General features: G+C 65.1%; 17 protein-coding genes. 5 read left to right on the forward strand and 12 right to left on the reverse strand.

The window, feature by feature from the left end; genetic code table 11:
• Nucleotides 1-7 precede the first annotated feature (7 nt).
• From AAHF99_RS15880 to AAHF99_RS15905, 6 genes are all read right to left on the reverse strand, one after another.
• Nucleotides 8-667: a gluconate 2-dehydrogenase subunit 3 family protein gene (locus AAHF99_RS15880; RefSeq protein ID WP_342165414.1), complete on the reverse strand. Its 660-nt coding sequence runs from the start codon at nt 665-667 to the stop codon at nt 8-10.
• Between the two features lie 14 nt (nt 668-681).
• Nucleotides 682-1716, reverse strand: a complete 1035-nt coding sequence (locus tag AAHF99_RS15885; protein ID WP_342165415.1) for a hypothetical protein — start codon at nt 1714-1716, stop codon at nt 682-684.
• Nucleotides 1706-2800 (reverse strand): enolase C-terminal domain-like protein, encoded by a 1095-nt coding sequence (locus AAHF99_RS15890; RefSeq protein WP_342165416.1) that lies wholly within the window; start codon nt 2798-2800, stop codon nt 1706-1708. Before AAHF99_RS15890 ends, AAHF99_RS15885 begins: the two co-directional genes overlap by 11 nt.
• Nucleotides 2801-2815: 15 nt before the next feature.
• Nucleotides 2816-4603 carry a thiamine pyrophosphate-requiring protein gene (locus AAHF99_RS15895; RefSeq protein WP_342165417.1) on the reverse strand — a complete coding sequence of 596 codons (1788 nt, stop codon included), beginning with the start codon at nt 4601-4603 and terminating at the stop codon, nt 2816-2818.
• A gap of 180 nt (nt 4604-4783) precedes the next feature.
• Entirely contained in the window at nt 4784-5728 is a 945-nt protein-coding gene (locus AAHF99_RS15900) for an SMP-30/gluconolactonase/LRE family protein (RefSeq protein WP_342165418.1), read from the reverse strand.
• Between the two features lie 476 nt (nt 5729-6204).
• Nucleotides 6205-8520 carry a tyrosine-type recombinase/integrase gene (locus AAHF99_RS15905; protein ID WP_342165419.1) on the reverse strand — a complete coding sequence of 772 codons (2316 nt, stop codon included), beginning with the start codon at nt 8518-8520 and terminating at the stop codon, nt 6205-6207.
• A gap of 875 nt (nt 8521-9395) precedes the next feature.
• Between AAHF99_RS15905 and AAHF99_RS15910 the strand changes: the two genes are divergently transcribed.
• A complete protein-coding gene (locus AAHF99_RS15910) occupies nt 9396-10097 on the forward strand; it encodes a hypothetical protein (RefSeq protein ID WP_342165420.1) in 702 nt (233 codons plus the stop codon).
• Nucleotides 10098-10352: 255 nt separating this feature from the next.
• Entirely contained in the window at nt 10353-11867 is a 1515-nt protein-coding gene (locus tag AAHF99_RS15915) for a type IV secretory system conjugative DNA transfer family protein (protein ID WP_342165422.1), read from the forward strand.
• Nucleotides 11868-11870: 3 nt separating this feature from the next.
• On the opposite strand, the gene AAHF99_RS15920 is transcribed toward AAHF99_RS15915, so the two are convergent.
• The 3 genes from AAHF99_RS15920 to AAHF99_RS15930 are packed head-to-tail and all read right to left on the reverse strand — an operon-like array spanning nt 11871 to nt 13586.
• Nucleotides 11871-12464: a hypothetical protein gene (locus tag AAHF99_RS15920; protein WP_342165424.1), complete on the reverse strand. Its 594-nt coding sequence runs from the start codon at nt 12462-12464 to the stop codon at nt 11871-11873.
• Nucleotides 12461-13180 carry a P-loop NTPase family protein gene (locus AAHF99_RS15925; RefSeq protein ID WP_342165425.1) on the reverse strand — a complete coding sequence of 240 codons (720 nt, stop codon included), beginning with the start codon at nt 13178-13180 and terminating at the stop codon, nt 12461-12463. Before AAHF99_RS15925 ends, AAHF99_RS15920 begins: the two co-directional genes overlap by 4 nt.
• Nucleotides 13181-13184: 4 nt before the next feature.
• Nucleotides 13185-13586, reverse strand: a complete 402-nt coding sequence (locus tag AAHF99_RS15930; protein WP_342165427.1) for a hypothetical protein — start codon at nt 13584-13586, stop codon at nt 13185-13187.
• Nucleotides 13587-13975: 389 nt separating this feature from the next.
• On the opposite strand from AAHF99_RS15930, the gene AAHF99_RS15935 reads away from it, so the two are divergent.
• From AAHF99_RS15935 to AAHF99_RS15945, 3 genes are all read left to right on the forward strand, one after another.
• Nucleotides 13976-14284 carry a hypothetical protein gene (locus AAHF99_RS15935; RefSeq protein ID WP_342165429.1) on the forward strand — a complete coding sequence of 103 codons (309 nt, stop codon included), beginning with the start codon at nt 13976-13978 and terminating at the stop codon, nt 14282-14284.
• The gene (mobF, locus tag AAHF99_RS15940; protein WP_342165430.1) at nt 14281-17217 is read left to right on the forward strand and encodes a MobF family relaxase; all 2937 of its coding nucleotides are present in this window, start codon (nt 14281-14283) and stop codon (nt 17215-17217) included. Before AAHF99_RS15935 ends, mobF begins: the two co-directional genes overlap by 4 nt.
• A gap of 229 nt (nt 17218-17446) precedes the next feature.
• A complete protein-coding gene (locus AAHF99_RS15945) occupies nt 17447-17662 on the forward strand; it encodes a hypothetical protein (protein ID WP_342165431.1) in 216 nt (71 codons plus the stop codon).
• On the opposite strand, the gene AAHF99_RS15950 is transcribed toward AAHF99_RS15945, so the two are convergent.
• From AAHF99_RS15950 to sorA, 3 genes are read right to left on the reverse strand one after another with little or no spacing between them, the layout of a single operon-like run.
• The gene (locus AAHF99_RS15950; RefSeq protein ID WP_342165432.1) at nt 17659-18741 is read right to left on the reverse strand and encodes a YeiH family protein; all 1083 of its coding nucleotides are present in this window, start codon (nt 18739-18741) and stop codon (nt 17659-17661) included. The genes AAHF99_RS15945 and AAHF99_RS15950 overlap by 4 nt on opposite strands.
• A 23-nt stretch (nt 18742-18764) precedes the next feature.
• Nucleotides 18765-19088 (reverse strand): SorB family sulfite dehydrogenase c-type cytochrome subunit, encoded by a 324-nt coding sequence (gene sorB / locus AAHF99_RS15955; protein ID WP_342165434.1) that lies wholly within the window; start codon nt 19086-19088, stop codon nt 18765-18767.
• 11 nt (nt 19089-19099) lie between these two features.
• Nucleotides 19100-20281, reverse strand: coding sequence for a SorA family sulfite dehydrogenase catalytic subunit (gene sorA / locus AAHF99_RS15960; protein WP_412759899.1), 1182 nt, complete (start codon nt 20279-20281; stop codon nt 19100-19102).
• Between the last annotated feature and the right edge of the window lie 19 nt (nt 20282-20300).

Consider the following 20300-nt stretch of genomic DNA (forward strand, 5'->3'; position numbering starts at 1 on the left):
GGAATCCTTACCGGCCGACCCGGAGGTTCTCTTGGTAGGCCTCGTCCTCGCGGCCGGGCTTGGCCTCGGCGGCCTCCCAGGGGTCGCGGCGGTCGAAATCCATGCGGACGTAGCCGCGCGGGCTTGCCGGGCCGCCCCAGCCGATCTCGTTCCAGGAGGTGGGGTGGGCGTAGTACGCCTTGACCACGTCGGCGAGGATGCGCTGGTGGAAGAACAGCTTCGAGGGCATGCCCTCCCAAACCGCGCCGGTCAGGTCGCCCTTCTCGGCGAGCTTCAGAAGCTCGTCCTGCGCCCAGGCGCCGAGTTCGTGGAAGCGTGTCCCGAACCGTGCCTGTGCCTCGGCATCAAGGGCCTTCAGCCCCAGGCGCCACGCATCACGCTCCCCGGGCAGTTCGGCGTTGCGGTAGCCGTCGCGGGTATCGGTCGCAAGTTTATGGTCCACGAGGGCTGCTACAGGAACTCGATCCGTCCGGTCGGCAGGTTGCGGCACGATCCGCTCGGCCAGCGCTGTCATCGTCGACCATTCGATATCGTTGAAGAAGCGGCGCGTCTCGGGTCCGATGGCGAGCCGTTCCTCTAGGACCTCGCGGGTCTTGGCGTTCCAGGACGGGCCGTCGCGCTTCGCGAGCACGTCGTAGCCCGGATAAAGGTCCAGTCTCGAACGCATAATGATCTCTCGGCTCAAAAGCGGAAGCGGCTGCGCTCGATGAGTTCGAGGGCCGCGAGCCCCCCGAGCGCCACCCCCGAAAAGGACGGCGGGGCTGGCAGCGGCGGCCCGTCGATGAGGTTCTGGCGCCAGTTGGCCCAGCCGCCCATCATCCGGGCGACGCCGTAAGCGTGGAACGCGACGCCGCCGACGCCCATCGCCGAGACGGCCCACATCCCCCACTTGGCACCGACCTGGCTCGCTCCCTCCGGCTTGGTCGCGGCCCGAACGAGAAGGGCGGCGGCGAGCGGCGGCAGGGTGACGGGAACGAACATCGCCGGGTTTTGGAAGGCGCCGCGGAAGTGCAGCAGCCCGGCTTCCAAGGTCGTGCCGGCGAGCATACCCGCCGTGGCGACTGCAAGGGAACGCCCCGCCGGCAGACCGGCGAGGCGGGGCTCGGCGGGGTCGGCGTCGCGGACGCGCTCGGCGACGACCCCGAGCAGACCGGCCAGCGTCAGCGCCATCGGCGCGCCGATGGGTGCGGAGTAGAACAGGTTCTGGAAGGAGTACCCACCCTCGCGTTTGCCGACGTTGTAGGCGTGGAAGCCAAAGCCGATCAGCCCTGTCAGGCCAGCGAGCGCCTGCACCCCGTGCCGGACGCGGGAGCTGCCGGTATCGGTGTCGCCAGCCCCGTGCAGGGACGCCGCCAGGGTGACGCTGGACACGACGATGGGCATGTACATCGCCCGGTTGAAGAACTGGCCGCGGTAGTGCTCCAGGCCGGAATCGAACAACACTGAGGCGGCGAGCATCGTCGAGGCGTGGTTCAGGCGCTGCGCCGCGCTCGCGGTGACTTCGCGCGCCCGAGGGCTGTAGCTGCGACCGCCGGCAGCGGGCCCTAGGGGCTTGGAACGCCCGGCCGCGAACCAAGTCAGCAAACCGGCCCCCGCCGCCACTGCGGCCAGGACCACCACCGGGTGGACGGCCGCCTCGACACGGACAGGTGCGACACGACGCTTGAGGCCGGCGGCACGTCGTCCCGGCGATTGGGAGGCGCGGTCAGACGGCATAGGCATCGGCATCCCGGGTCTTGAGGGTAAGGCCGTGGCCCGGCCGGGTCAGGTCGGGGGTGATCACCCCATCGCGCGGGACGGGTGCCCCGTCGAACAGCATCCGCTCAATGCGGACGTGGTCGTGGAACCATTCGAGGTGTCGGAAGCGGGGAGCTGCAACGGCCACCGGGAGGTGTAGGGCGGGGGCGCAATGGCCGGACAGGTCCAAATGCGTCGCCTCGCACAGGGCCGCTACTTTCAGGAACCTGCTGTAACCGCCGCAGCGGGTCACGTCCGCCTGGGCCACATCGACCGCCCCCGCATCGAGCAGCCCACGCAAATCGTCCAAAGTATAGACGTACTCGCCCGCGGCTATTTCCATGCCGGCGGGCGCCGAGGCACGGACGGAAGCCATGCCCGTGGGATCGTCGCTGGACACGGGCTCCTCGAACCACGTGACGCCGAACCGCTCCGCGACCTGCGCGACGCCGATGGCGTGCTTCGGGGTGAAAGCGCCGTTGGCATCGATGAACAGCATTGCATCACCGATGGCCGCCTTCGCGACCGCCATGCGTGCCGGGTCGCACTCGGGAGCGCTGCCGACCTTCATCTTCACCGCCCGGCAGCCATCCCGCTCGACCCACCCGGCGAGCTGCTCGCGCAAATGCCGGTCGTCGTAGTTCGTGAAGCCGCCGCTTCCGTAGATTTCCGCGTATTCTCGCGCCTGCCCGAACAGGCTCGCTAGGGATACGTCGAGGAGGCGTGCCTTGAGGTCCCACAAGGCGGTGTCCAATGCCGAGATCGCCGTGGCCGCGAGCCCGGAGCGCCCGAGGTTCCGCACGGCACCCCACAGCACGGCATTGGCCCGCGCGATGTCGAAAGCGGACAACCCGGTAAGACGCGATGCGAGCGTCCCTACAATCAAGTGCGCGACACTGGCGTCGGTGTAGCTGTAGCCGAGGCCGGTCTCACCACCCGCCTCGACATGGACGACGATGATGGTCGTCTTGTCCCAGGCGAAGGTACCGTCCGCCTCCGGCGCGTCGGTGGGAACGGTGTAGGCTTGCACCCGCACCGTTCCGATCTTCGGATCGTCACGCATGCCGCGGAACCCGTCCTACTTGCTGCCGGGTAGGACGGAACTCAGCACCTGACGCGCGGTGTCGACGAGGAGGTGGCGCTCCTTGGGGTCGCCCTTGCCCAGCATCGACATGAAGTTCTGCACCTGCTGGAGCGTGAAGAACGGTGGCAGCGGCGGCACCTCGGGGTCGGTCTTCACCTCCAGCACTACTGGCACCGGGCTCGCCAGCGCCTCGTCCCAGGCTGCCGCCATGCGCTCCGGATCGTCGACGTAGATGCCCTTCAGGCCGATCAGCTCTGCAAACTTGTGGTAGGGCACGTTCGGGATGGTCTGGCTCGCCTCGAACTTCGGGTTGCCCTCCATCACCCGCTGCTCCCAGGTCACCTGGTTCAGGTCCTCGTTGTTGAACACGCAGCAGATCCAGGTCTTGTTCGACCAGCGGTGCCGGTACTTCGCCACCGTGATCAGCTCGGCCATGTTGTTCATCTGCATGGCACCATCGCCGACGAGGGCGATGACCGGCCGGTCGGGATGGGCCACCTTTGCGGCGATGGCGTAGGGGACCGCCGCGCCCATAGAGGCGAGGCCTCCAGACAGCGAGCACATCTGGCCGCGGCGCATCTTCAAGTCGCGGGCGAACCAGTTGGCACAGGAGCCGGAATCCGAGGTGATGATCGCCCGCTCGGGCATCCGCGGCGACAGTTCCCAGGTGACGCGCTGCGGGTTGACCGGGTTGGCCTTGGCCATGGCCCGATCCTCCGCCTCCTTCCACCAGGAAACCATCCCCTTCTCGATACCGGTACGCCAGGAGCCGCCCTCCTTCTTCTGGTCGAGCAGCGGCAGCAGGGCGCGCAAGGTCTCGGCGGACTCGCCGCACAGCGGCACCTCCATTGGATAGCGCAGCGACAGCATCTCCGGAGAGATGTCGATCTGCACACCGCGGGCCTGCCCCTCCTTCGGCAGGAACTCGGCCCAGGGAAAGCCGGAACCGATCATCAGGAGGGTGTCGCAATCCTCCATCATGTCCGACGAGGGCTTGGACCCGAGCAGGCCGATGGTGCCGGTCACGAAAGGCAGGTCGTCGGGGAGAGCTGCCTTGCCGAGGAGGGCCTTGGCGACGCCGGCCTGAAGCTTATTGGCGACGGCGATCACCTCGTCGGTGGCGTGCAAGGCGCCTGCCCCGACCAGGATCGCGACCTTCTTGCCGGCGTTCAGCACATCGGCGGCGCGGCGCAGATCGGCATCGAATGGTACGACCTTCGGGGCGGTGTAGCCGACACCGGAGAAGGTGTTGCCGTGCTTGTGGACGGGGGCCTCGTAGGGAACATCCTGTAGGTCGTTCGGCAGGATGATGGCCGAGACCTTCCGCTCGGCCTTGGCGATCCGCATGGCGCGGTCGACGATGTGGCGGACCTGCGCGGGCGAGGACGCCTGCTGCACGTAGGCCGAGACGTCCTTGAAGACGCTCGTCAGGTCGAATTCCTGCTGGTAGTGGGCGCCGTTGACGTTGCGCGCCTGCTGCCCGCAGATGGCGAGAAGCGGCACGTGGTCGAGATGGGCGTCGTACATCCCGGTGAGCAGGTGCGTCGCGCCGGGACCGGAAGTCGCCATGCAGACGCCGACCTCGCCGGTGAACTTGGCGTAGGCCGCGGCCATGAACGCGGCCATCTCCTCATGGCGGACTTGGATGAACTCGAATGGCAGGTCGTTGCGCTGGAGGGCGCCGAGCAGGCCGTTGATGCCGTCGCCGGGATAGCCGAAGATCTTCTTCACCCCCCACTCGGCCAGGCGTTTCCAGAAAAAGTCGGCGACGGCTTCGGCCATGGCGGGTCCTCGGCGATGGACATCGGCGCCGCCCGCTACGCGAACGTGGTCGGGGCGGCGTGAAACGGAACCTGCGTGCACCGGCACACAGCTTCCTTCGTGCGGTGCCAACTTTGCGTGGGAAGCCAGGTTCCTAGGAGTTTCCGAAGCGTTCTGACGATGCCGTGATCCAATCCCGATCTACCGAACGGCGAGGTCCAGGGCGTAAAGGTGCTGTTTAGACGTGATGAACAGCCGTTCCTGCTCCGGGGGAAAGCAGAGGTTGGAGCATACCTGGGGCGTAGGGATCAGTCCGAGACGATGCCCCTCCGCGGAGAGGACCTGGACCCCTGCTTCCGAACTCGTCCAGATCCAGCCGCGATGGTCCACGCGAAAGCCATCTGGGATACCGGGCTCGATCTCGGCGAAGACCCGCTGTTCGCCTAGGGTTTGGTCGTCCATGACAGGGTAGGCGTGGATCGTATGTCCGTCGCCGCCCTCGGTCCGGGAGGTGTCGCTGACGTACAGGGTGCGCCCGTCCGGCGAGAAGGCCAGCCCGTTCGGTTGGCCGAGATCGGCTACGCGCCTGACGGAACCGTCCGCCGGGTCAAATCTGTAGACGCTGTGATGGCCCAGGTCGGACGCCGCCAACACCCCCTGCCTGGGTAGGCGCAGGCCGTAGGCTGGATCGGTGAACCAGAGGGCGCCGTCGGCGGCGCAGACCACGTCGTTCGGCGCGTTGAAGCGGCGGCCCTCGTAGGTCTCGACCAGGGCCTCGTAGCGTCCGTCCGGGGTCGTACGTGACAGGCGGCGGTTGCCGTGCTCGCAATGGACGAGGTTGCCGTCCCGGTCGACCGTGTTGCCGTTGATGAACGGGGTGGCGTCGATAACGACCCGCACGCAGCCGTCGGCGTGCCAACCGAGAACTCGACGCCCCTCGACGTCCGACCAGACCAATATGTCCCGGGCGGGCCACCAGGTCGGCCCCTCGCTGAAGACGGCCTGATCGTAGAGCGAGACGAGGCGGGCGTGGTGGGGCACCACGTCGGTGAAGCGCGGGTCGGACGCCCGGGGTGGATCGACGTGGGGGACGGGCTCAGGGGGACCGGGGCGCCGCAGCAGGTCCGACGCGGGTTTGGCGTTCATAATCCCTCACTGATCGAAGTTTTAGGGCACCTTAGTGGGTGCATATCTCGAACGGCTTATCCCGTTAAATCGATGACGTTCTCCCGCTACTCTGAGCTTACACGTCGGGTACGACCGGCTAACACCGGATCGTCGAAGGCCATGAGCCTTGAGGGACGCCGACCCGTTCGCTGTCTTTCTTCAACCGGCACGCTAGGTCGCTGTTGCGTCGGCGTCGTACCCGATGACCGAACGCAATCGTGAACCTTGTCTTCGGGGCGGCATAGATAACCGTTTTGGGGACGGGTGCCCAGATGAACGCAAGCCCGACCGCGGCATACCGTTCCGTAGCCTGCCCTTATGCGAATGACCAACCGAGGCCGGTAGCGTCCGCTTATGGGACGTCGTCGAAGCCATCTAAATGACTGGGATGGGCGCTTTGCAGAATGTCCGCTTCGGACGAAGGACACACTTAAGCGGACCCGATCCATAGTCGGTTAGGTCGTGTTTTTCAGTTTGCGGCGTGGTTCTGAGCGGGGTTCGACAGAACGTGGCGAACGTCCAGGCACGATGATGCGATCCTTGCGTGAAGCATGCCGGGGTGATCCGCCGGATGTCGGACGTCGCGCCTCACAAGGTCGTGCTGCTCTTGATTTCGGCGGGTCTTCCATGAGCGCCTTCTCCATCAGCGACCAGTCGTACGCGATCAAGCTCCGCGTGACCTCCGGTATGGCAGCGATAGCAGTTTGAAGCTTCTCGGGCTTGAGTGTCTTTTTGTAGTGGCGCGAATTCACTGTGGCGCCCTCGTGACCCATCATCGACTCGCGTATCGGATCGAGGACAAGGGCTAAGATCATTTCCATGTTGCCGAAGTGCCGGAAAGAATGAAACGTTTTTCCTTCTTCCCGTGCCGACGGCACGGCTTCGTCCAGGACGACGCTCCAGCGCTTGTCAAACAAGTTCGACAGTGGGGTGTTTTCACCAAGCTGTTCAATCTCCGAAAAAATCAGGTCCGTTCGTTTTCCCGACCGTCTCTGCACAAAATCGAGGAAGCCGAGCCGAATAAGTTCGGGATGGATCGGCAGAGTTCGCTGTGACACCGCATTCTTGAGACGCCGTCTGCGGGTTGGCCTGATCCTAAGCGTGCCCCGCGTCACATCAACGTCGTCGATCTCGAGATAGGTCAGCTCCGACAAGCGTGCGCAGGTGTAGTAGCCGAGAAGCGGCAGCCAATAGACGGCCGCGAAAATCTGCTGTCGGCTTGCGATCTGCCGCATATCCACCTCGGACGTCGTCGACGTCCAGACGGGATGCGCGAAGAGCCGCTCGACATCTTCAACCTCGAAGGCAGGTCGCTTGTCGCCATCCCGTTGGGGGTCGATCAGGCGAAAGTCGCGTAAGAGTTCCACTTCTCCGATCGGACGCTGATTGGCGCGGCAGTACTTCAAAATAGTCGAAAGCTGTGTGATATGCCGGTTGACCGTCGCAGGACTGAGCCCGACTTTCTCGGCCTGTCCAGAAGCCCGTAACCTCTGCCCACGTTCGAGAAGATCCACGATCGAGAGTTCCGCATCCCGTTGGCTTTTGCCGTAGGACTTCGGCAAGTTCGAGAGATTCTGGATATAGGCGACGCAATGGGCGTGTTTGATCTCTCCCAGATCGTCAGTCCCCGCGATAGCGCCCAGCATCTTGGAGACGGCCCGATGCTGACGCTGGGTCTTCTCGTCCCACGTCTTACCTTTGTGGCCGATGAGCTCTTCGACGATTTCCATGAGAGAATTTGTCTTTTCGGCAGAGGTCGTCTCAGTTTGATTGTCGTTACAATTTGAGCTTTCTTGGTCGAGAACCTCGGTGCCGATGGTCGCGTTCTCAACCGGGTTCCGACCTTCATTCACTGACGTAGTGCCAAGGGTTTCTGAGGCCTGCTCAGGCGAAGCGCTGTCCGTTTGATGAGGAGGCGTCGGCGCGGCGGAGGTCTGGTCTCGCCTGCTGGGCATAGCATCTTGTTCGAGTGTCCGAGAGGATGCAGGCTCGGTTTGGCGAGCGTTAGATCTCTCGTCATCGTCCATCGCCTGCTGCGACGGGGTAGGGACGTCAACTTCGAAGTCGCCCCATTCGAAGCTGTCAGCGCCGTCGAAGTCCGACTTGGCCCAGCCCAATGTGTCGCGGGGTACTTCGCCCTTTGCACGCATCGCTGACAGATTGGCCCAGGCCTCCCGTGGATCCGCCCGCGCCTCGGCATAGGTCGAGGCGAATTCGCGTGAGACATGGCCGGAGAGCGCCGCGAGGCCACGCAGGCAGCGATTGAGGCCGGCCTCCGTCACAGGCTCGTTCATGCTGGTCAGCATGGTCTGAAGATAAGCCCGCGGTGGCGTGAGCCGACCGGTCTCGTCTGGGCGACCGAGATCGCGCAGGTAACCGTTCTCGATGCGCCGTCGGATAGCCCCGCGCTCCGTCAGGCTGAAGCCTTCCCGCTTCAGGCGGGCATCGAGTTCGCTGTCGTACCCTGCTTCGAAGCCTTCCTCTGCCGCCAGCGTCTGCAGGCGTCCAAAGATCCGATACTCCCGTTCCCGTTTCTCCATGAGCGTGGACCAGTCGCCGATGAGAGGCGCGCGCGGTGGATTGAGGTCGCGCTGCAAGCGCGCGATCCGCGCACTTCGCTCCCGATCGACGTAAGCCCGGAGATGGTCGCGAATTTGCGTGATCGTTTGCATGGCGGGATCATCCCGGACGCGGAGGCTTTCCGCGTTGAGCCCCCAGCCGAGTGTGCGAGCACCCGCTGGGTCGGTAATGCCCAGGCTCAGAGCGACCATGGTGGACTTCCCCCTAACCGGGGCACCAGAGGGTCGTGTCCGCTCATCGCAACGGAATCGCCTGCGCCACCAGTATACCGCCCCACGCCGGTACACGTTAGAACAAATCGTCAACGGCCTGCCCCTGTGGACAAGCGCGTGCAACAGCTCTGCGTACAATCGGCCTGGCCGCCGAAGCGGCTGGGAGCCGAATGCAATCAAATCAATGGCTTAGCGAAGGCTTGGCTGGGGCGCCAGGATTCTCACCTAAGCGACAGCCTGCGTAAGTTGCTGATACGGCAGTACAAAACAGCGTCGCAGCTGCGTTGTCGTACAGGGATGTGCTACGGACTGCAAGCTGGGATTGGGCTGATGTTTCGCTGTTCCCCAGACCGAATGATGTCAGGGTGAATGACCCAATCTGGCCGAAACCGGTCGGTCCGGTTGCCGGCGCATGAGACGGGAAAGCTGACCCTGGGTCCATCAATTCGCCCCACCCAGAGTGACGACGGCTAACCTGTGGCGTCCTGCCCGCCATTTGGCTTCATTTTTCAGGTCTGACCGAGAGCTGTTTCTGAACGGCTTGAGAGCCGGTGCGAACAATTTCCTTCGGACTAATCCGCAGTCCTGTCGAATAAGACTAAAGGGTCTTCGACAGACCATTGCAGCTTCTGACCTGACCTTAAGGCGACATGCCCGAATGGCGGAGTTTGTCCTCGCAACGTGTTAGCCATGTGCCGAAGTTTCTATTTAATTCAGTGCTAGTTGCTTGATAGGTCTAGCTCGATGTGTACAAAATCACAGATTGTAAATCACTGTAGAATACCTGTTTCGTCTGACTTTCCCATCGATTCGATAAATTGGCATTTCGTAATCCGAAAACAGGATGTTAAATAATGCTTAATTATATAGCAGAAAAGCTCAATGATTGGGTAAAAAATGATAGGAAAAATATCGAAAAAATGAGTGTTAGCGATCTTTTGCTAGCTTATCGAGAAAATCCCGCGGTATCGCGTCCATATGTCTATGATAACATAAAAAATTGCTTGCCATTTCATGTCTGCTTACATGAAGCTGGACATTATATGATGGCACTAAAATATAAAATGTCAGTCAATAGCGTAACCCTGATGCGCGTTGTGCTAAATGACGCTAGCTCAGTGCGCGGCTCTGTCGTCAGGTTGGACAATGAAGAGTTCGAAACTGAAACCAAGCCCTACGTTTCATTCGCTCTGGGGGGATGCATGGGGGAAATTTCAAGCTTTATCACTGAAAATGACTTCAAAGAAACTGGAAACGCGATATTTAATCCCGTGTCATCCGTCGGAGACGCAAAAAGGGCGATTAGTAAACAGTTCAAACTGAATGATAGAGATAAACAAACCCGTCTAAACGAATTCGATCACGGAGAAGATAGAGCGAGAAGTGAAATATTGACACTTGTCCGTAACTTTTGTCTAGACGATCTTGATTACATGTTCAAAAACATTGATGGCCACGATTTATACGCTAAAAAGATGTATGATGCTTGGAGATCAAACAATTTTCAAAAGACAAAGCTCGATAAAAATCTAGAAATAGATAATCGGATAGCTTAGTATTAAGCTAGTCTTAATAATTTGTCTAACGACTGTAGATTTAGTCTGAGGATATGTAGAGGAAATATGTTGGGGCGCCCATTATCTATGTGGAAATTGCTTAGCATATGCCTCATTTTCTTAGTTGCTTTAGTTTCTGGGTACCCGGCTGCCTTCATTGCAACGCATGGACTTGACCCGGCGGCGTGGCCGGCTGTGGCGGGGACGCCGGGTGCCTGGTTTTCGCCTAAGGGCGCGACTGTTGCCGAGCAGGTTATGGTCTTCGTCCAGCGGGTCGGCAGAACTTACACGCACATGGCGCTTGGCCGATCGGACAGCCTACCTGGGGGCGGCCGCGTTGCGCTTGACCTGATCGTCGCCGCTACGGGTTTGGCAATCGTAATCGTGCTGATCAGCGGCAAACTCGTTCCGATCCGGCATCACTCGAAGCGCTATGGCAACGCGGATTGGGCAGGCCCCAAGGATCTTGCCCGCATGCGCAGGGGTCTGGAACTCGGCATTGATCCCAACACAGGCGGGACAGTTCGCATCCAGGTCGAGGGCAACCTCGTCACCATCGCGCCACCGAGATCGGGAAAGACCTCCGGGCTGATTTTGCCCAATGTGATCCTCCCGGAGCGCGGCGCATGGGCCGGCCCGGTGGTCGTGGTCGATCCGAAGGGTGATGTCGTGCGCGCCGTTCGCCGTCGCCGTGAGGCGCTTGGGCGCCGGGTCCGTTGTATCGATCCGGTAGGGATCGCGCAGGGCCGGGATCGTTGGAACCCGTTGCTCGCCCGCGATGCCAACGATGTGCTCTACCTGCAAAGTATGGCGCGCGCATTGTTGCCGGACCGGGTGCAATCCTCGGACGGTGCTGAGTTCTTCAAGGACCGCGCCGTCTCAGTCGTCGTCGCAGCGCTCAGCGTGTCGATCCGCAACGGCCGCAACGACGTCATCGAAGCGGCCGAATTGCTTCGCGAGCCCGCTCGTCTGAGGGCTGCCCTAGAAGGCAGAATCGACGCCGCATCACGCGACGCGATTGGTATTCTCGATTCCCCCGATGATCGTACCCGCGGGTCGATCCTTTCGACGGCCGCACAGGTGTTCAGTTGGGCTCTCGACGAGCGCATGCAGCTGGTAGTCACCGAGCACACCTTTGAGCTGAGCGATCTCTGCCGAGGCGACACCGATCTCTACGTTGTGCTGCCGGCCGACAACCGCCGCCTGATCCTCGCCCCCTTCGTCAGATGGCTGTTGGCCGATTTGTTTGCCGCTATTCGTGAAACTCGCGTCTCCGAGCGGATCGTGGCGATCATCGACGAGGCGGCCGTGCTGGGCTCCTTCGACGCGATCGTCCGGGGGGTCGGCGAGTTGCCGGGCTATGGGATGTCGTTGTGGACGTTCTGGCAGACGGGCTCGCAGATCGAAGAACTCTATGACCGCACCGGGGCGGACACGATTATCGGCACAGCCGAGGCGCTGATGCTGTTCAATCTGTCACAGGCTCAGGGTGAGGAGCGACAGAAATGGTCCAAGGCGCTCGGCACCTGGACGGGGGCCGATCCGCGTCCGGGCCGCAACGGCGGACCCGACATCTACGACGTTCCGGTCTCTGTGGACCTGGTCGCGCCGACCGCGCTCGCCGCCCTGACACAAGACAACGCGCTCGTGTTCCTCAACTCCGGTCGCTACACCACCGACCCGCTCAAGCTGCGCAAGACAAAGTACGACGATACCCGGTTCACGGGGCTGCTCGATGGCGCTCAGCCCGTCGGACCGACCCAATCATGAGCGTCAGCGCCAGAACTGGAGCGATGTTCGCGGCACCGCCGCGGTTGCGTAGCCGAGACGTGGGTACCACACCCCGATCACCGGTTCGGCGGCCGATCGGTCGAACACGGTCGCCGTCATGCCGTTCGGCAGATCGAGGTACTCCTTCCGTCCGTCAGGCAGCCTGAAGGATACGAGCCCCCGTTGGGTCATCGTGGCGAGGGGTCGCGTGTTCTGCCACGACACGTAGAGCCAGGGACCGACGACGACGACGAGGCCGATCATCAGCGGCGAGAGGGTGACCCGGATCAGGAAGGAGCGCGTATGACGGCTCCACTGCCCCCGCCTAAGGAGACGGGGAACCGGGATGCGGCGGCGCTCTGGCACCAGGCTGGCCTCCAGTGAGCGACGCAGCGTGACCCGGTCGGCTTGGACGAGATCAGGATCGTCGAGGTGACGGATACGCTCAGTTGCCTTGAGCGCCAGGCATTCTTTCAAGCGCTGGGCACTCGCGGCCGCAACGGCCTTCTCGGCCGCGGCGGCCTCCGCTCGCGCCTTCCGCAGCGCTAGATCGGGACCGGCCCGTGCCGGGCGGGGCGTCGGCTCCGGCGGCCTCATCCGACCAGCCACTCGGCGGCGGGCTTGACCGCCGCCATCGCCTCGGCGCGGAAGCGGGTCAGGTCGCGACGGATGCGGGAGCCGAGCGCTAGACCATGACGGTCGTTCAACTTGGCCGCATCGAGCTGCGGGATGCTGGCGAGGCCCCCAGCCTGAAGGATCTCGACCGCCTTCTCTTCCATGACCTGTTCGGCCAATGCGGTCACCGTCGCGCCGTCGGCGATCTTGGCCAAGGTCTTCGCGTCGACCTCGCCGCGCAACCGATTCTCGACCACGAAGCGCACCGACGCAAACGGCTCAGCGAGTTTGAGCAGGCGCGGCGCTTCGGCTAGCGCACCCGGCTCGGCGGTCACCAGGACGAGTACGCCGAGTTCGACGCTGGCCTCCTTCAGGTCCGGAGCAAGGTCGGTCAACAGGGCGAGCAGGCTGGCGGACGTGTTGGCGCCAATATCGGCGATGGTGGGCAGGGTCGCCGCGGTCATCGCGGTGATGACGGGATCGAACTCGGATCTGGCCGCCCGCCCGCCGGTGCGCTCGATGGCGGCACGGTCGGCGCGCATGGGAAAGAACCGGACGCGGTCCTTGAGCTCGACGAGCCGCTGCGCGGCATCGACCTCGATCAGAGGTGACTCAGGCACCGCTTCGGCGAGCGCACGGGCAATGATCGACTTGCCGACGCCGCCCTTGTCTTGGACCACGAGGAGGATGCGGGACATCGGGTCAGCCCTTCTTCAAAATAGCTGGCTTCAGGAGGTCCTGGAGCTTGTCGAGGCTTTCGCGCCGGATGGCCTCCTCAGTGCGGGCTGCATCCGAGGCGGAGAGATCTGGCGACGGGGTCTGTGAGACGAGATCGGCGGAGAGACCGAGACGTCGCTCGGGTCCGCGTTCCTGCATCGGCGTAAGGAGATCGGGACGGCCTTGCCGGGTCGCCGCCTTGGCCGCGCGGCGCTTCGCCTGTCGGCGCACACTCGACACGATACCGGTGATCTGGGCACCGGTCAGGTCGCGGCCATCACCAGTTGCATAGCCTTGCTTGGTCAGGGCGGCCGCGATGGCGTTCCAGGTCACGCCGCTGGCCTGCATCGCCACGAGCGCGTCCAGGTTGTCGCGCACCACAGCCATGAGCCCGGTGGCCGGCCGACCGCCAGGGGCGAGCCCATCGGACCGCGGCGCGGTGTCGGCGACGTCCCGTTCAAGGCGGCGAAGATCGAGGCGTGGAGGCTTCGGCATGGGGTGGAGGTAGCATGCACCGCGTTGCCGTCCGGTCTCGACAAAAACACCAATGCCCCCAAACGCGGTAAAAACGCATTAAGGTACGGGAGGACGCAGCAACCGCGGTAGCGATACAGCATCTTACGGTAGCGGTACGGTAAGGAGCGCAGCAAAGACAGAAGTATCACACCACACGCACTGAAGTGACACCCTGTTAACCAAGGTGGCTCGCCCGCCTCGCCGATCGGCCGGGAAAGTGTCAGGCGTCTGACTTCGCTCCGCGCGCAGCAGGTACGCCGATGGCTGACCAAATCAAGCTCACCCTCACCTTGGATGCCGCCCTCGCCGCCCGTCTAAGCACTATGGCAGCCGATCAGGGATGTTCTGCCGAAGAATTGGCGGCCGAGTGCGTAGCACAGCACCTTGAGGTTGCCATCCGCCACCGGGTGCTGATCGAGCGTGCCGAACGGATCGATGCCGCCATCCTCGACATGGCTCAGACCGTAGACGAACTCGGCGCGCCTTCAGGGGCTATCGATCTGACCAAGGTCTGTCGCTACCGACAGAACGGCGGGGATCGCGATGCGACGGCGGATCTGGTGGGATGACCGCCTCGCTGCACCGGCTCGGGGCCGGCCCCGAGGCCGGGCTGTACTACACCAACGATAACCAGCGTGAGGCGCGCCCGGACCGGCGCGACGAGTATTATGCCAAGGATGGCGATGGCGTGTGGTGGAGCAGCGGGGAGACGGTCGTGCGCCACGGCGCGGCGATCGACGCCGCCTCGTTCCGCGATCTCTGCGCCGGATATCATCCCGGCACCGGCAAGCCGCTGGTGCGCGGCGCCGGCGCGGGTCACTGGGCCGGTCAGGACTGCACCCTGACCCCGGGCAAATCCGTCTCCGTGCTGTGGATGGCGGGAACGCCCGAGCAACGTGCGGCGATCGAGGCGGCCCACCGCGCCGCGGTCGAGCGCGCGCTCGCCTTCGTAGCGGCGGAGGGGCTGGTCACGGTTCGGACCGGTGCGGGCGGTGTCGATCGGCACCGCCCGAGCGATGTGATCGTCGGTCGCTTCGACCATTATACGACCCGGGAAGGTGATCCAAATATTCATACCCATTGTGTGTTTATTAACGTCGCAGGAGCACCAAAGAATGCAGGCGCTGGGCGGTACAAATCTCAGACGCATTTGACCATCGAGGTCGAACAACTCTACGCCTATCAGCTCGCGGTCGGTGCCGCGTATCGCGCAGCCCTGGCGGAGGACCTGCGGGAACGGTTCGGACTGCGCTACCGCGAGGCCGGGCGCGGGCAGTGGGAGATTGCCGGACCGCCCGAGGCGCTGCTGGCGGCCTTCTCTAAGCGCTCGGAGCAGATCCTCGCCTATGCCGGCGCCGGTGCCACCTCCGCCCAGCGCGAGGTCGCCGCGCTCGCCACCCGCCGGGGCAAGGACGAGCTGCCGACCGGCCCCGAGCTGGAGGCGCATTGGCACGACGAACTCGCCGCCTGCGCGGTCGATCCGTGGGTGGCTGCGCGCCATCCCGAACTCGATCCCATCCTCGCGATCGCGGCCGCACTCGCGGCGGAACACGAACCCCCGTTCGACCCGCCCGAGATCCCCGGCGACGGCCCGGTGGCGTGCGCCGCCTCGGCCCTGTTCCGGCATGAGAGCGTCGTGACGCGCAAGGATCTGCTCCAGCGTGCCCTGGAGATCGCGGGCGTGCAGGGCCTCGGCGTCGGGGTGGTCGAGGCGGAGCTCGCCGGCATGGAGCGGGACGGAACGCTGCTGCCGCTGGCGGCCGCCGAGATGGTGCCGGGGGCGAGCGCGTGCTGGACCAGCCCGAGCATCGCCGTCTGCGAGGCGGCGATGCTGCGCGCCGCCGATCGCCCGTTGGAAAGGAGCTGGATTGCCCCCGAAGCGGTGGCGACGGCCTTGGCCCGGGACGGTCGCCTCAGCGCGGAACAGGCCGAAGCCGTGCGCCACGCAGCTGGCCCGGATGGGGTGTCGCTGCTCCAGGCCGGAGCCGGCACCGGCAAGACCACGACGGCCGCGGTCCTGGTCACCGCCGCGCACGCCTCCGGGATGCGCGTGATCGGTCTGGCGCCATCCTGGGTCGCGGCCGATGAACTCGGACGCTCGACCGGGATCCCGGCGCAGGCGATCGCGCGCTGGCGCCACGACCGCGCCAGGACGGAGAGGTCGGATGCCGTGCCCCAGGCCGACTCCGCAGCGCTCGATCGTGACACCCTGATGCTAGTCGACGAGGCCGGGATGGTGTCGACCCGCGACCTGGAGGCTGTGTTGAGCGCGGCGCAGGCGTCCGGGGCGAAGGTCGTGCTGATCGGCGATCGACGGCAACTCGCCTCGGTCGCGGGCGCCAGTGCCTTGCGGGCAGTGGCCGAGGTGGTCGGGCGTTCGGCGGTGCTCGGTGAGGTGCGCCGTCAGACGGTGGACTGGCAGCGCGCCGCCTCGGTGGTGATGGCGCGCGGCGATAGTGAGGCGGGCCTGCGCGCCTACGCGGCCGAGCATAGGATCGAGCTGGTCGCGAGCGCCGAGGCGGCACAGACGCGCGTGATCGCGGCGTGGACCGAGCAGCGCGCGCGCTACGGTGACGACGTGCTCATCGTCACCCGGCGCAACGCCGACGCAGCGGCACTGAACGCCCGGGCGCGGGCGACGCTACGGGCGGAGGGCCGGCTCGGCCCCGACTTGATCATGCCACCGGCGCGCGACCGCGAGGATCGGCTGGTACCGCTCGCACTCGCGCTCGGAGATCATCTCCGGTTCGGCGAGAGCCTGCCGCACCTCGGCCTGCGCAACGGTACCCGCGCCCGGGTCGAGGCGATCGCGGCAGAGCCGGATGGGAGTGCGCATCTACGCCTAGCGTTGGAGGACGGACGGGTGATCGAGGTGGCGTGGGACGAGCTGCGTCGTGTCCCCCGGTTCGGCCAACGTCCGGCACACCCCAAGGTCGTACACGCTCACGCTGGTACAGCTTATGCGGCGCAGGGCCGGACTTGTTCCGCGGCGGTGGTGTACCTTGGGGCCGGCACCGACGCGCGTGAAGTCTATGTCGGTCTGACCCGGCACCGGCATGAAGCGCGGGTGGTGGTCGAGCGCGACCGGCTCGACGCCCTGTGCCGACAACGCCAGGCGGATCCGCGGATGCCGGCCACCGACACGATGATCCTTGAGCGGCTGTTCCGGGAAGCGCGGGGCTATCGCGAGAAGGCCAACGTAGTCGACTACGCCGCCGACCGGGTCGCGTTCATGCGCGACGGGGAGCTTGGGCTGCCCGAACGTGTCGCCCCAGGGATCGACGTCGGCCGGGCGGTGCGCGCGGCACGGGCGCTACGAGAGGCGGCGGCGTGGCTCGGGGTCGAACACTTGATGGTGCCGGCCTGGCGCCTGATCGACGCTTACGGGCGTCGGCTAAGCCGCGCTCCGGTCCCGGCGGTCCGCCGCCTGGTGACGCGGCTCGCGCGCCATCTCAGCCGCACCGATCCGGAACGTAATCGCGAGCACGGGATCGAGCGGTGAACGTCGGTTTGGGGCATGACCAAACGCGCCTTAAGTGTAGTGATCCCGACTGACCAGCATCACCCGTAGGCCCTGCGGAATAGGTCACCCCGCTTACGTTGGAACAGAGTCGTCCAGTAGCGGCGCTTGACCTGACCGGCTGGCTTTGGACCGGGCTGATTGAGAGGATCAGCTTGGGCCAGAGGAGTTGGGGATAAAGCGACGACAGAGGCCGAGCACGGAACAGATCGTGCTGATGTTGCACCAGATTGGGGTGCAGACGGCGCAAGGCAAGAGTTTGACGCTGGTCTGCACCGAACAGCGGACATTCGGCTTTGCGCCCATCCCGGTCGTTCAGCCGAATGCGACACGTCCCCGAAAGCAGAAGTCGCAGCAAGGCGAATCAACTTGCGGCATTGGTGGATTTTACGACGGCAACAGTGACCTCGATCTCGGCCGCGCTTAGCCGATCCCGAGGCCGCGGATGAGCAGGACCGCGATCGCCAGGAGCACGAGGAGCGAGGCCGTGACCGCCAGCGTCACCCGGCCGCCGACCTGCGCCAGCACGCGCACATCGACGCCGAGGCCCAGCGCGGCCATCGACACGATCGTGAGGAAACCCGCGATCCGGGCCAGCGGCGCCACCGCGCCATCCGGGATCAGGCCCAGCGAGCGCAGGGTCGCGAGTGCCAGGAAGCCCAGGATGAACCAGGGCACCAACTTGAAGAAGCCGAGCCGGCCCGGGGCGGCCTTGCCTGTCGCCCCCGCCGCCGGCAGGCGCGGCGCGATCAGCGATAGAGCCACCACCACGGGGCCGAGCATCAGCACCCGCACGAGCTTGACCAGCGTGCCCACCTGCGTGGCGAGCGGGCCGACCGGGACGGTCGCGGCCAGCACCTGCGGCACCGCGTAGACGGTGAGCCCCGCCAGCACCCCGTACTGGTGCTCGCCGAAGCCGGCCAGCGGCACGAACAGCGGCAGGCCCAGCACCATCAGCACGCCCAGCACCGCCGTGAACGCGATGGCGGCCGCCACGTCCCGGCTGTCGGCCCCGATCACCGGCGCCACAGCCGCGATCGCCGAGTTGCCGCAGATCGCGTTGCCGCAGGCGATCAGCAGCGCCATGCGCACCGGCAGGCCCAGCGCGCGGCAGAGGGCGCAGCTCGCCAGGATGGTCATCGCCACCGCGCCGACGATGCCTGCCAGCAGCGCCGGCCCCGAGGCGACGATCGCCCCGAGGCTCACCGAAGCGCCGAGCAGGGTGACGGCCACTTCCAGCACCTGCTTGGCCGAGAAGGCGATCCCGGCCTTGAACCGCGTCCCCGGCACCCAAGCGGTGCGCACCGCCGTCCCCAGGAGGATGGCCAGCACCAACGCCTCCACGTAGGGGTGGCCGGTCAGGCGCTCCTCGCCGGCCTGCAGACATTGCGACGCCCCCGTGAGGACGAGGCACAGGACGAGCCCCGGCAGCAGGCTACCGGTCGTGCGAGCCAGCGAAGTGGGCCGGGCCCCCTCGTCGAGGCGACCGGCGGTCCTGGCAGTCATCGCTTTCCTCCCTACCAAGTCGTTCAGTAGGTCGCGCTGAGATAGGCGGCGATGGCTTTGGCATCCGCGTCCTCGATCGATGCGCGGTAAACCTTAACCATCTTCGTCACTTCGGCCTCCCAGAAGGCCTGTCCCTTCTTCGGGGGCTGCATGGCGAGGTAGTCGGGGGCGTGGCAGGTCGTGCAGTTGCCCTGCGCCGCCGCGAACCCTGTCGCGTAGGAGGGATCCGGCGGAGCCTTCAGCTGCGCCGTGGGCTCGGGCAGGGCGTAGGTCTCCGCCGCCGCGAAGGCCGCCGTGGCACTGAGGGTAAGACCGAGTGCCGTCGCGAGGGGGGTGGTCCTGAGCATGTCGATGGTCCTCAGGTCGCCCGCACGCGGGTGGTCTCGATGACGTTGCGCATGTACCCCGCCGGGTTCCAGCGGGGCTCCATCGGCTGGGTGGCACCGTCGTTGCCCGTCGCCCGGACGCGCAGGGCGTGCGACCCCGGTGGCAGGGCGATCTCCGCCGTCCAGGCCCGGAACGCGTAGCGGCCAAGGTCCTGACCGAGGGCGGCCGTGCTCCAGCTTCGGCCGTCGTCTGCCGAGACATCAACGGCCTTGATGCCCGAACCGCCATCGAAGGCGATGCCGCGCAAGCTCACCGAGCTGGCCGTCACCTGCGCGCCGTCGGTCAGGTTGGTGATGAAGGAGCGGACGTTGAGCCGGCCGATCGGCACGGTCTTGTCCGGCGCCTTGCCGGGCTCGGTGCAGGCGCATCCGTTGTCCGGGATGCGATAGGCCGTCTTCATCCAGAAGCCCTCGAAGGGCTTGTCGAGGACCGTGATGGCGTTGAGGTGCTTGACCCAGTAGGTGCCGTAGAAGCCCGGCACCACGAGGCGCAGCGGAAAGCCGTTGAGCCAGGGCATGTCCTGCCCATTCATGGCCCAGGCGAGCATGACCTCGCCATCGCGAGCGTGGTCGAGCATGAGCGCCTTGGCGAAGTCCGGCGTCTCGGGCAAGACCGGCCCATCGAGTCCCTCGAAGGAGACCTGAACCGCCCCCGCCTTCACCCCGGCCTGCTCAAGGACTGCCTTCAACGGCACGCCGGTGAAGCGAGCGCAGCCCATGGCGCCATTGGCGAGTTGGCCGCCGGCCATGCGTGGCTCGAAGAAGCCGCGGGAGTTGCCGGAGCACTGGTTGACCGCCACGATCTCTCTCCCGCCGATCCGCTTCAGCGCGTCGAGGGACAGCGAGAGCGGCGTGTCGACATGGCCCTTGATTTCGACGCGGAACGCCTGCGGGTCGATCTGGGTCGGGATGTCAGCGAGGTGGTATCGAACGAAGAACGCGTCGTTGGGAGTGATCGCCCCCGCGTCGAACACCGCGAACGGCGTCTCGAGCTGCGGTGGGCGGGCGGTCATCTGCAGCATGGGGCGCTTGCCTGGATAAGCCACCAGCGGCCGCTCGCCATTGCCGAAGGGGAGCGTGACTTCACCGGCCATGGCGGAGCGACCGGCGACGGCCATGGCGCCTGCACCGAACAGAACATCCCGTCTCAGCATTGTTTTCGCTTTCCACGTT

The organism is Methylobacterium litchii, assembly GCF_038442315.1.
Taxonomy (GTDB): Bacteria; Pseudomonadota; Alphaproteobacteria; order Rhizobiales; family Beijerinckiaceae; genus Methylobacterium; species Methylobacterium litchii.

Coding starts and splice junctions, on each gene's coding strand:
- AAHF99_RS15935 (WP_342165429.1), top strand. CDS start 13,976: ATGGCTGACCAAATCAAGCTCACCCTCACCTTGGATGCCGCCCTCGCC.
- AAHF99_RS15930 (WP_342165427.1), bottom strand. CDS start 13,586: ATGGCTGTGGTGCGCGACAACCTGGACGCGCTCGTGGCGATGCAGGCC.
- sorB (WP_342165434.1), bottom strand. CDS start 19,088: ATGCTCAGGACCACCCCCCTCGCGACGGCACTCGGTCTTACCCTCAGT.
- AAHF99_RS15950 (WP_342165432.1), bottom strand. CDS start 18,741: ATGACTGCCAGGACCGCCGGTCGCCTCGACGAGGGGGCCCGGCCCACT.
- AAHF99_RS15915 (WP_342165422.1), top strand. CDS start 10,353: ATGGTCTTCGTCCAGCGGGTCGGCAGAACTTACACGCACATGGCGCTT.
- AAHF99_RS15910 (WP_342165420.1), top strand. CDS start 9,396: ATGCTTAATTATATAGCAGAAAAGCTCAATGATTGGGTAAAAAATGAT.
- AAHF99_RS15920 (WP_342165424.1), bottom strand. CDS start 12,464: ATGAGGCCGCCGGAGCCGACGCCCCGCCCGGCACGGGCCGGTCCCGAT.
- AAHF99_RS15895 (WP_342165417.1), bottom strand. CDS start 4,603: ATGGCCGAAGCCGTCGCCGACTTTTTCTGGAAACGCCTGGCCGAGTGG.
- sorA (WP_412759899.1), bottom strand. CDS start 20,281: ATGCTGAGACGGGATGTTCTGTTCGGTGCAGGCGCCATGGCCGTCGCC.
- AAHF99_RS15900 (WP_342165418.1), bottom strand. CDS start 5,728: ATGAACGCCAAACCCGCGTCGGACCTGCTGCGGCGCCCCGGTCCCCCT.
- mobF (WP_342165430.1), top strand. CDS start 14,281: ATGACCGCCTCGCTGCACCGGCTCGGGGCCGGCCCCGAGGCCGGGCTG.
- AAHF99_RS15925 (WP_342165425.1), bottom strand. CDS start 13,180: ATGTCCCGCATCCTCCTCGTGGTCCAAGACAAGGGCGGCGTCGGCAAG.
- AAHF99_RS15885 (WP_342165415.1), bottom strand. CDS start 1,716: ATGCCGTCTGACCGCGCCTCCCAATCGCCGGGACGACGTGCCGCCGGC.
- AAHF99_RS15890 (WP_342165416.1), bottom strand. CDS start 2,800: ATGCGTGACGATCCGAAGATCGGAACGGTGCGGGTGCAAGCCTACACC.
- AAHF99_RS15905 (WP_342165419.1), bottom strand. CDS start 8,520: ATGGTCGCTCTGAGCCTGGGCATTACCGACCCAGCGGGTGCTCGCACA.
- AAHF99_RS15880 (WP_342165414.1), bottom strand. CDS start 667: ATGCGTTCGAGACTGGACCTTTATCCGGGCTACGACGTGCTCGCGAAG.